The organism is Bradyrhizobium sp. Bra64 (assembly GCF_024519875.1).
Taxonomy (GTDB): Bacteria; Pseudomonadota; Alphaproteobacteria; order Rhizobiales; family Xanthobacteraceae; genus Bradyrhizobium; species Bradyrhizobium japonicum_G.
In genome coordinates this window covers 508,696-519,975 of the sequence record NZ_JALJRD010000002.1, presented here as the reverse complement: position 1 = coordinate 519,975, position 11,280 = coordinate 508,696, and the positions used below count along the sequence as shown (strand labels likewise).

Genomic DNA, 11,280 nt, shown 5'->3' with positions numbered 1-11,280 from the left:
GTTCTAGGTTCTTTCGCGAAAGCGGTGGGCACGCTTCGCCACCCTACAAGTTCTTCGGTGATGATGCTCCGCTTCCCTAAAAATTCACCCGGTTCGAGATCGCCCCATCCACGACGAGATTCGATCCCGTCGTGAACCCCGACACCGGGCTTGCCAGAAACACCGCTGCGCTCGCGATCTCCTGAGGCGTCGCCATGCGGCCTGTCGGATTGCGCTTCATCGCATCATTGTAACGCTCGGGCATGTTCTGCTCGATCATGTTCCAGACGCCGCCCTTGAAATAGACCGTGCCGGGCGACACCACGTTGACGCGGATCTTCTTCTTGGCATATTGCCGCGCCAGCCCCTTGGCCATGTGGATCAGGGCCGCCTTGATCGGGCCGTAGGAGCTGGCGAGATCGGCCTGCGCCGCCGAAATCGATGAAATGATGACGAAGGCGGCATCGCCGCTCGTCTCGCCGCCGGCCTCGAGGAACGGCCGCGCGGCGTCGAACGCGTGCACGGCGCCGAGCACGTCGAGCCGAAAATTCTGTTCCCACGATGCGGCATCATGGCCTTGTGCCATCGCGCCCGCGTTGGAGAACAGCATGTCGATGCCGCCGAGTTCGCGTGCAGCGCCCTCGATCCAGGATTTCAGCGCCGCGCCGTCGGTGACATCGACCGGGCCGCCGGTCGCGCGGATGCCGCTGGACTTCAGTTCAGCGACGGTAGCCGCGACCTGGTCGGCGTTGCGCGCACACACCGCGACATTGGCGCCTTCACCGGCCAGCGTTGCCGCAATCGCCCGCCCGATGCCGCGCGTGCCGCCGAGTACGACGGCGTTCTTGCCTTTGAGACCGAGATCCATTGTTTGGTTTTCCTTGTTGATCGTGCGGAACTTAGTTGTTTGAGCGAGGATGTCGAATTCATTCTCGGTGTCATACCCCGCGAAAGCGGCCCACCTCACTCCGGCGCCGCGCCCACCGGCGGGCCGCCGGGCGGGCGGTGCAGGAAGGTCAGCGAGGCGTAGGCGCCGGCCCAGGAGCCGATCGCCGCGAAAGCGACATAGAACGCGTTTTCGGTGTAGCTGATCACCGCGTAGGAAGAGAGCAGGTACCAGACCGCGCTCCAGTTCGCCGCCGGCACCCGCTTGCGCGCGATCACGGCCGAGGTGAACATGACATAGACCGCGTCGGTGGCCGCCGTTGCGATGAACACGGCGCCTGCGGTGAGGGGATCGATGGCGGCCATTGCATTCCTTTGTGTGCTGATGGAAGGTCTCGAAAAAACTACAGCATGATCCCGAAAGCGCGCAGCGGTTTTCCGGAAGATCATGCTCAAACAATAACCTGAAAGAGAGAGAAGCGGTCATGCAAAGCCCCGCCGGCATTCTCAGCGACATCTGGACCTCCGCTGGCGGCGATGCGGCCGCGCTCGAACGCGTGAAGCTGACGGGCGAAGAGCCGCAAATCCCGTCCTCGTTTCGCGTCGCCGTCGCCGGACAAACCACGATCGCCGCCTCGGGCCTCGCTGCCGCCGAGATCTGGAGGCTGCGCAGCGGCGAGGCGCAGGATGTCTCGGTCGACATGCGCCACGCCGTCGTCGAATGCCGCTCCGAGCGCTATTTGCGTGTCGACGACAAGCCGCCGCCGCCGGCCTGGGACGCCATCGCCGGCGTCTACAGGACCGGCGACAACCGCTTCGTCCGCTGTCATACCAATTTCCCGCATCACCGCGACGCCGTCTGCAACGTGCTCGGTTGCGAGCCCGAGCGCGAGAAAGTGCAGGCTGCGCTGATGCAATGGAAGGGTGAGGATTTCGAGACTGCGGCCTATGCCGCGGGCGGAGTCGTCGCCCTGATGCGGTCCTACGACGAATGGTCCGAGCTGCCGCAGGCCCGCGTGCTCGCCGAATTGCCGCTCATCTCGATCGAGAAGATCGGCGAGGCTGCGCCAAAGCGGTGGTCCAAAGGCGATCGTCCGCTCTCAGGCCTGCGCGTGCTCGATCTCTCCCGCGTCATCGCAGGGCCGGTCGCCGGCCGCACGCTCGCCGCGCACGGCGCCGATGTGCTGCTGATTTCAGGGCCGGAGCTGCCCGCTATACCCTGGCTCACCATTGACACCGGCCGCGGCAAGCTCACCACCTTCATCGCGTTGAAGAGTGAGGCCGGCCGGGCGCAGATGCGCGAGTTGTTGAAGGACGCCGACATCTTATCGCAAGGCTATCGCCCGCGCGCGCTGGCCGCTCTCGGCTTCGCGCCGGAGGACGCAGCGAAGATCAATCCCGGCATCGTCTATGTGACGCTGTCGGCCTATGGCCATGCCGGCCCCTGGGCGGAGCGGCGCGGCTTCGACTCGCTGGTGCAGACCACGACCGGCTTCAACCGTGCCGAAGGGCAGGCCGCCGGGATCGACGGGCCGAAGGAATTGCCGGCGCAGATGCTCGACCATGCCACCGGTTATCTGATGGCGTTCGGCGCGATGATGGCCAAGGCGCGCCAGGCCCGCGAAGGCGGCAGCTGGCACGTTCGCGTGTCGCTGGCGCAGACCGGACGCTGGCTGTGGAATCTCGGACGACTCGAAGGTGGCCTGAACACCCCGGATATTACGGGTGAGGCTGTACATGCTGCATTCATCGAGAGCATGCCATCTGGCTTCGGCACGTTGAAGGCAGTGCGCCATTCAGCGCTGCTGTCGAAGACGCCGGCGCAATGGAGTCGTCCGGCAATGCCGCTCGGCAGTCATCCGGCGCAGTGGCCGGCGAGAAGCTGACGTGAAGCTAACGCGAAGCTGACATGAAGCTGACGTGTCGCAAAATTTTAACGCAAACCGAAAGGCGCCCGGCGTTTTTTAGGTTGTTTGAAATCGCAATTCGGCACTATTAGCGCGACCGATGAGGCAGGCAGCCGCCGGTATCATCGCAGATTAGACCGGGCCCCATGGTAGTTGAAAATACCAAACGATTGCAGGTGCTTACAAAACAGCGGGTGATCACGTCCGTAGTTTTACTAGCGCTTGCGGGTGCCGGGGCCTACGGCTTCCTCTATGCGGGAGCCAAGGACAAGAGCCACTCCGAGATATCCAGCCAGTCGCGCAGGAGTGCGCAGAACTTCACGCCGACGCCGTCGGAATGGGCGACGCTGACGATCGAGCCGGTCAAGGCCAAGACCTTCCGGGCCGAATATGTCACCGAAGGCAAGGTCGCGGTCGATGAGGACCGCTCGACGCCGGTGTTCTCGCCCTATGCAGGCCGGGTGACCAGGCTGCTCGCCAAGCCGGGCGAGACGCTGAAGCAAGGTCAACCGCTGTTCACGATCGAGGCCGCCGACACCGTGCAGGCCCAGAACGATTTCATCGCGGCGATGACCTCGCAGAACAAGGCGAAGTCCGCGATCGATCTTGCCGACATCCAGTTCAAACGCGCCAAGGACCTCTATGAGGGCCACGCCATTCCGCTGAAGGACTACCAGCAGGCGGAAGCGACCCAGGTTCAGGCGCAGAACGACATGCGCTCCTCGGCGACGTCGCTGGAAGCCGCGCGCAACAAGCTGCGCATCCTCGGTTTCACCGACGAGACCATCAAGGCCTTCCAGGACAAGGGCGCCATCAATCCGGAAGTCACGATCTATTCGCCGATCGCGGGTACGGTCGTGCAGCGCAAGATCGGCCCGGGCCAGTACGTCAACTCCGGCGCCAGCGATCCGGTCTTCGTGATCGGCGATCTCTCCACCGTCTGGCTCACCGCCTTCGTGCGCGAGAGCGATGCGGCCGCGGTCTGTCTCGGACAGGACATCACCGTCAACGTGATGGCGCTTCCGGGCCGCCCGCTGACGGCTAAAATCAACTACGTGGCCACGGCGATCGATCCCGCCACTCGCCGCCTCCTGGTGCGCGCCACCATCGACAACAAGGACGGCCTGCTCAAGCCCGAGATGTTTGCCAACGTCACGATCTATTCGGCTGGCGACCGCGCCGCGCCGGCCGTGCCGAAGCAGGCGTTGATCTATGAAGCCGACAAGGTCCGACTCTGGGTTGCGCGCGAGGACAAGTCGGTCGAACTGCGCGAGATCAAGATCGGCCTCATCAACGGCAACCTCGTCGAGGTCACCAGCAATCTGAAGCCCGGCGAGCAGATCGTCACCAAAGGCAGCCTGTTCATCGACCGCGCGGCGTCCGGCAGCTGATCGACGACCCAAGAAACAAGACAAGCTGAAGCCCCGCATGGATCGTCTCGTCGCCCTTGCCGTCAACCGGCGCTTCCTGATGGTTGGCATGTTCGTCGTCGTGCTGATCGGCGGCCTGATCGCTTTCAACCAGCTCAACATCGAGGCCTACCCGGATCCGACCCCGCCGATGGTCGACATCGTGACGCAGAGTCCGGGCCTGTCGGCGGAAGAGATCGAGCGCTACATCACGATTCCGATCGAGACCCAGGTTGCAGGTCTGAAGAACCTGACGACAATTCGCACCATCTCCCTCTACGGCCTCTCCGACGTCAAACTGCAATTCTCCTTCGCCTATACCTATGACGAGGCATTGCAGCAGGTCTTGAACCGTCTGGCGCAGCTCGCGCCGCTGCCCGGCAACGTGCAGCCGCAGATTTCGCCGCTCAGCCCGATCGGCGAAATCTTCCGCTATCGCCTCGTCGGCCCGCCGAACTACAGCGTGCTCGACCTCAAGACCATCCAGGACTGGATCCTCCAGCGTCGCTTCCGCGCGGTGCCGGGCGTGATCGACGTCACCGGATGGGGCGGCAAGAGCAAGACCTACGAACTCCAGGTCGACAACAACAAGCTGGTCGCCAACGGCCTGACGTTGCCGCAATTGCTCCAGGCGGTCGGCAATGCGAACGTCAATGTCGGCGGCAACACCGTCAATATAGGCCAGCAATCGGCCGTGGTGCGCGGCGTCGGCCTGATACGTTCGATCGACGACCTCGCCAACACCATGGTCTCGCAGACCAACGGCAATCCGGTGCTGGTCAAGGACGTCGCCACCGTCACCGTCGGCCAGAAGCCGCGACTCGGCATCGCCGGCCTCGACGAGTCCGACGACATGGTGCAGGGCATCGTCCTGATGCGCCGTGGCGAGAAGAGCTCGCCGACCATCAAGCGCGTCCACCAACTCGTTCAGACCATCAACAATTCCAGCATCCTGCCGCCCGGCGTGCGCATCGAGCGCATCTACGACCGCGGAGACCTGATTGAGCTCACCACCCACACCGTGTTGCACAACATGGTGGTGGGCATTCTCTTGATCGTGCTGTTGCAGTGGATTTTCCTCGGTGACCTCCGCAGCGCGCTGATCGTCGGCGCGACGATTCCGTTCGCGCTGTTCTTCGCGGTGATCATCCTGGTGCTGCGCGGGGAATCGGCGAACCTGCTGTCGGTCGGCGCCATCGATTTCGGCCTGATCGTGGACGCCACCGTCATCATGGTGGAGGCGATCTTCCGGCGCCTGACGCAGACCACGCCGATGTCGGAATCCGAGCAGATGTCGTCCGAGACGCTGTTCGGCATGAAGAGCCATGCCATCCTCAGCGCGGCAGCCGACGTCTCGCGCTCGATCTTCTTCGCCGCGGCGATCATCATCGCGGCCTTCCTGCCGCTGTTCACGCTCTCCGGCGTCGAGGGCAACATCTTCGGACCGATGGCGCGGACCTATGCCTACGCGCTCGCCGGCGGGCTGCTAGCGACCTTCACCGTCACCCCGGCGCTGTCCGCGATCATCCTGCCGGCGCATGTCGAGGAGACCGAGACCAGGGTGATGCTGATCCTGCACCGGCTCTACATGCCGCTGCTGAATTGGGCCGTTGCCAACCGCGGCATCGTGCTCGGCGGCGCGGTCGGCCTCGTGCTGATGACGGTTGCGCTCAGCCGGCTGCTCGGCCTCGAATTCCTGCCGAAGCTGGAGGAAGGCAATCTCTGGATACGTGCCACGCTGCCGCCGACCATCTCGCTCCAGGAAGGCAATTCCTACGTCAACGAGATGCGCAAGGTGATTCGCGCGCGGCCCGAAGTTGAATCCGTGGTGTCGCAGCACGGCCGACCCGATGACGGTACCGACGCCGCCGGCTTCTTCAACGCCGAGTTCTTCGCGCCGCTCAAGCCCGTCAGCCAATGGCCCGGCACCCGCGACAAGGAGGAGCTGACCGCGCAGCTGCTCAAGCAGCTCGACGATCGTTTCCCCGGCGTCGAGTTCAACTTCTCGCAATATCTCCAGGACAACGTCTCCGAAGCCGTCTCCGGCGTGAAGGGCGAGAACTCGATCAAGCTGTTCGGCAGCGATCTCCAGGCGCTGACCGACACTGCCAACAAGATCAAGTCGGTGCTGGCCACCGTGCAGGGGGTCACCGATCTTGCGGTGTTCACCTCGCTCGGGCAGCCGACCATCCAGATCGACATCGACCGTGCCAAGGCCGCCCGCTATGGCCTCGCGCCGGGCGACATCAACGCCACCATCAAGGTGGCGATTGGCGGCGACACCGCCGGCGACATCTACGAGGCGGGAAGCGACCGCCACTTCCCGATCATCGTTCGCCTCGCGCCGGAATTCCGCAGGAGTGCCGAGGCGATCCAGAATCTGCGGATCGGCGCGCCCGGACCCAACGGCACCGTCACGCAGATCCCTCTCAGCGAGGTCGCCTCCATCAGCCTGGTCTCGGGTGCGGCCTACATCTATCGCGAGCAGCAGGAACGCTATCTGCCGATCAAGTTCTCGGTGCGTGAGCGCGATCTCGGCAGCGCGATCCGCGAGGCGCAGGAGAAGATCGCCGATCAGGTGCAACTGCCGCCCGGCGCGCACATGGACTGGGTCGGCGAATTCGGCAATCTCCAGGACGCGATCCGGCGGCTGTCGATCGTGGTGCCGATCTCGCTCGCGCTGATCGGCGTCCTGCTCTGGTTCAATTTCGGATCGATGACCGACACGCTGCTCGCCATGAGCGTGATCCCGATGGCGATCTTCGGCGGCGTGCTCGGTCTCCTGATCACCGGCACCGCTTTCAGCGTTTCCGCGGCGATCGGCTTCATCGCGCTGTTCGGCATCGCCGTGATGGACGGCATCATCATCCTGTCGCAGTTCAACCAGCTGATCGAAGAGGGCATGGACCGCGTGAACGCGGTGATACGCACCGGCGAACTGCAGCTTCGGCCGGTGCTGATGACCTGTGTCGTCGCCGGCATCGGGCTCTTGCCGGCGGCGTTGTCGGAGGGCATCGGCTCGCAGGTGCAGAAGCCGCTCGCGGTGGTCGTGGTGACCGGCATGATGCTGGCCCCGATCGTGATTCTGGTGACGTTGCCGGTGCTGATCTCCTTTTTCTCGCGCCGCGCGCGCTGAACGCGCCTGTCACAACATCCGCTGCGCGATCCGTACCAGCATCGTGGCGCCGAGTCCGAGCAGCATCAGGCTCGCGAACCGGCTGCTCAACGACAGCATCCGCGGCGTCAGCCGTGACCGCGCGGTTGCGACCATCGTGCTGAGCATCATCCACCAGATCGCCGAGCCGACGAAGACGCCCGCGACCAGCGGCGGGGCAACAGATGGTGTCGAGAACGCATGCAGCGCCGCCAGGAACAGGATGACGGTCAGCGGATTGGTCAGCCCGAGAGCGACGGCGCTGAAATAGGCGCGCGTCAGGCGTACGTTGGCGATCCGGCCTTCCTGAAGCACGAAGGAGCTGCGATGGGTCCGGATCGCGAACCACAGCAGCGTAAGCGCCGAGACGATGCCGAAGCCGGCGGCATTGGCCTCGACCCAGGGCTGCGCAAGCGCGCCGAGTCCCAAGACCGCAAGGACGCTGTAGGTGAGATGCACGGTCGCCGCACCGAAGCCGGTTGCGAGGCCAGTGGCCATGCCCGATGCCAGTGTGCGCTGAATGCAGAGCATCCCCATGGGTCCGATGGGAGCGGCGACGGTGAAACCAATTCCAATGCCGGAGAAAAGCGCGGCAAGATAATGCGATAAGGGCATGCATCCGCACGAATAAATGAAATCTGTGCGTGTGCGTACCGGCGAATGAGAATCCTTGCCTCAACCGAAAGGGTGAAAAGCGAAAGGAAACACGAACACGTTCGTGTGAGTCCGGCACCGTTGTGCTTTCGCGACAACAGTTCCACGACTCGGCATGGAATTGCGTCGCACTTCGTTGAACCTAATCGCGCCTGTCGCGACTCAGAACCCGTAGAGACGTGCCGGATTGTCGACCAGGATCTTCTTGCGTACATCAGCATCCGGCGCCCACACCGGAAGCTGATTGAGCAGGCGGCCGTCGTCGATCTGGTAGAGCGGCGCGATGTCGGTTGCCTTGCGTCCCTCGACACGGCTCGAATCCGGATGCGGCCAGTCCGTGCCCCAGACGATGCGGTCCGCATTCGCCGCGATCAGTGCGCGCGCATAGGGCACCATGTCCTGATAATCGGGTGCGAGCTTCGACGAGCGGTAGGCGCCGGAGATCTTCACATAGGCCTTGCCGGATTTGACGAGTTCGACCAGGTCCGCAAATCCCGGCTGCTCCAGCCCATGCGGAGCCTCAAGGCCGCCGAAATGGTCGAACACGATGGGCACCGGTGCGGCCAGCACAAGCTCCTTGATCGCCGAGATCATCGGCAGCGTGGTATAGAGTTGCACGTGCCAGCCGCGCGCCTTCATGCGCTCGGAAGCCGCCGTGAAGCGGGCGCGGCCGGCATTGGGATCGCTGACGCCGCCGGTCGCGAGATTGATGCGGATGCCGCGGAAGCCATCCGCCTGTATCGCATCGAGCTGCGCCTCCGTGGTGTTGTCGTCGATCACGGCCACCCCGCGCGCGTTCGCGCCGCGCGCCTTCATGCCGAACAGCGACGAGGAATTGTCGGTGCCGTAGACGCTCGGCGTCACGATCACCACGCGCTCGACATGCAGCGCCTTGTGAAGCGCCGCCATTTCTTCAGGGCTCGCCGGCTCCGGCGTGTAGACGCGCCCGGCGAAGAAGGGAAATTTTTCGACGTCGCCATGGATGTGGGTGTGACAGTCGCAGGCATGCGCCGGAACGTCGAAATTGACCGGCGTCGCGGGCTGCGCCGCGCGGGGGTGGGCTTTGCTGGACATGGCTACTCCGGCGGCAAGGGAGGCCGGCACGGTATCACATCAGCCCGGCAGCCGCCCCACTTCGCTGCATAGCTGCTCGACGAGGTCCGCAAGCGGGCGTGAGCCGTCAACGCGCACCATCGGGCAGGGCAGGCTCGCGAGCCACGCTTCATCCTTTGCAAGACTGCGGCCTTCGCGATCCCCGGCTTCGTAGTGCGATGCCCATTCGACAAAACAGTCAGTCTCGTCGTGGCGCCATCCGCCCGGTGCGACGGCGTCAGCGCCGAAATGGGCGGCCTCGCGGGCGCGCAATCGCGTCAACCGGATTTCGCGCGGCGTGCTCACGAAGACGACCAGATCGAAAAGCGGAACGAGCTCCTCGCCCCAGCCGGTGACGGTTCCGCTCAGCACCCAATCGAGACGCGGCAGAAACATCTCGCGCATCAGGCGCAGGCGCTCGGCGGCGGGGCGCGTCGTCTGGTAAGGGGGCGCGGTCGGCAGCCAGAAATAATCATCGCTGTCGTGATGCGGCAGCGCAAGCCGGCCGGCGATCGCGCGACCGGCCGTCGTCACGCCGGAGCCTGAAGCTCCCATCAGATGGATTCGGCGGCTCTTCATCGGCACCAAGCCAGACGATGTGATACTACTGCCCAGACGGCGTGCGCAGGCCGTGCCAGGCGTCGCGGACCTGCTGGTAGTGCACTTCGGGCAGGTAGTCCGGCGTGTTCAGGCTCAAGGTTTTGACGTCGAGATGGCCGACGGCGCTGAGCAGCGTGTAGGAGGCGATGATGCGGTCGCGCAGCGCGCCGATCAGGCGGGCCTTTGCCTGGATCAAATCGGCCTGCGAGTTCAGCACGTCGACCGTCGTGCGCTGTCCGCCGGCGGCTTCGCGCTGCACGCCCTGGAGCGCGACGGTTGCCGCCTTGACCTCGGACTCCGAGGCCGAGACCGCTATCTTGGCGCCCTCGTTGGCGACCCAGGCGCTGACCGCGGCCGTGCGCGCCTGGTTGCGCACCTGGTCGAGCACGAGCCGGCTCTGCGCCGTGATCTCCTTGGCCTGCCGGGTCTGCGCGGCAGCCTGTCCGCCATCGTAGATCGGCGCGGTGACGTTGGCGACGATCGAGGCCTGGTCTTCGGCGAAGGTGCCGAGCGTCGGGTCGTTGTTGCGGCTCTTGCTGGCGCTGCCCTGGATGCTGGCGCTCGGCAGCAGCGCGCCTTCGGCGACGCGGATGTTGGTGGAGGCGACGTCGACGTCGAAGCCCGCCGCCATCACCGCCGGATGCTGGCGGATCGCCATCGTCAGCGCGTCTTCACGGCTTTTCGGCAGATAGCGATCGACGACTTCGGCGGCCCGAAGCTGCGACGGCGCATTGCCGATCACCTGCGCGTACATCGCCTGGCTCACCGCCAGCGCGACTTCCGCGGCGTTGAGATCGGCAAGCCCGCGGTTGAGCCGCGCCTCGGCCTGCGCGCTGTCGGTCGGCGTGACGTCGCCGGCGTTGAGGCGGCGCTGAGTGACCGAGAGCGTTTCGCGCAGGAAGGCGACGTTGGAGCGCTGCGCCTCGACGAGCGACTGGTTGGCGAGCACGTTGGTGTAGGCGGTCACCGCATCGAGCAGCACGCCCTGGCCGACATTGCGCAGCGCCTCGCGGCCCGACTGCACCTGGAGTTCGGCGGCGCGCACGTTGTTGGCGGTGCGGAACCCATTGAACAGCGTCTGCGTCACCGTGACGCCGATGATCCACGGCTTCAAATTGGCGGTCTGGATGGTGTTGTCGGGCAGCAGATTGCGCACCGATTGCAGGCCGGCGCTGAGGCTCGCCACGATCTGCGGCCGATAGCCGGCGAGCGCCTGCGGCACGTTCTCGTCGGTGGCACGCTGCCGCGCACGCTCGGCATTGAGCTGTGGATTGGTCTGGTAGGCCTTGGCCAGCGCCTCCGGCAGGGCCTCCGCCCATGCGGCGGAGGGCAAGGCGCAACAGAGCGCCAGCGTGGTCCATGTTGCCAGCACAGGAGCCACGCCCGATCGATGCCGCGTCATCACGCGACCAGCTCTGGTGGCACGCCCAATCATATGATCCCGCAAAACCCCGGCTGTCCGCCCCCGCCGACGGTGGCCTCTTAACTGTTTATCCAGCGCGGGTCCCGCAGGCAAACTGCCGCGGGGAAAACCCCCATGTATTCCGTGCTTGTTGCAGGTGCGTCACACACCAATTTCCTCCCGGATGCGCTATAGGGA

Annotated in this window: 9 protein-coding genes; 3 read left to right on the top strand and 6 right to left on the bottom strand. The window is 64.8% G+C overall.

The annotated features are described in order from the left end of the window. Positions 1-76 precede the first annotated feature (76 nt). Positions 77-847, bottom strand: coding sequence for an SDR family NAD(P)-dependent oxidoreductase (locus NR187_RS09980; RefSeq protein ID WP_211382871.1), 771 nt, complete (start codon positions 845-847; stop codon positions 77-79). Positions 848-942: 95 nt separating this feature from the next. Continuing rightward, positions 943-1,230: a hypothetical protein gene (locus tag NR187_RS09975; RefSeq protein ID WP_008136644.1), complete on the bottom strand. Its 288-nt coding sequence runs from the start codon at positions 1,228-1,230 to the stop codon at positions 943-945. 119 nt (positions 1,231-1,349) lie between these two features. On the opposite strand from NR187_RS09975, the gene NR187_RS09970 reads away from it, so the two are divergent. From NR187_RS09970 to NR187_RS09960, 3 genes are all read left to right on the top strand, one after another. Further along, a complete protein-coding gene (locus NR187_RS09970) occupies positions 1,350-2,750 on the top strand; it encodes a CoA transferase (protein ID WP_211382872.1) in 1,401 nt (466 codons plus the stop codon). Between the two features lie 167 nt (positions 2,751-2,917). Continuing rightward, positions 2,918-4,162 carry an efflux RND transporter periplasmic adaptor subunit gene (locus tag NR187_RS09965; RefSeq protein ID WP_211382873.1) on the top strand — a complete coding sequence of 415 codons (1,245 nt, stop codon included), beginning with the start codon at positions 2,918-2,920 and terminating at the stop codon, positions 4,160-4,162. Positions 4,163-4,199: 37 nt separating this feature from the next. Continuing rightward, entirely contained in the window at positions 4,200-7,316 is a 3,117-nt protein-coding gene (locus NR187_RS09960; protein ID WP_211382874.1) for an efflux RND transporter permease subunit, read from the top strand. A 9-nt stretch (positions 7,317-7,325) separates the two neighbouring features. Here the strand turns inward: NR187_RS09960 and NR187_RS09955 are convergent, their stop codons facing one another. From NR187_RS09955 to NR187_RS09940, 4 genes are all read right to left on the bottom strand, one after another. Continuing rightward, positions 7,326-7,949, bottom strand: a complete 624-nt coding sequence (locus NR187_RS09955; protein ID WP_211382875.1) for a LysE family translocator — start codon at positions 7,947-7,949, stop codon at positions 7,326-7,328. A gap of 201 nt (positions 7,950-8,150) precedes the next feature. Then, a complete protein-coding gene (locus NR187_RS09950; RefSeq protein WP_211382876.1) occupies positions 8,151-9,062 on the bottom strand; it encodes an amidohydrolase family protein in 912 nt (303 codons plus the stop codon). A 39-nt stretch (positions 9,063-9,101) separates the two neighbouring features. Continuing rightward, a complete protein-coding gene (locus NR187_RS09945) occupies positions 9,102-9,659 on the bottom strand; it encodes a hypothetical protein (RefSeq protein ID WP_256806365.1) in 558 nt (185 codons plus the stop codon). Positions 9,660-9,684: 25 nt separating this feature from the next. Next, on the bottom strand, positions 9,685-11,082 hold the full coding sequence (locus NR187_RS09940; RefSeq protein WP_211382878.1) for a TolC family outer membrane protein: 1,398 nt from the start codon (positions 11,080-11,082) through the stop codon (positions 9,685-9,687). Between the last annotated feature and the right edge of the window lie 198 nt (positions 11,083-11,280).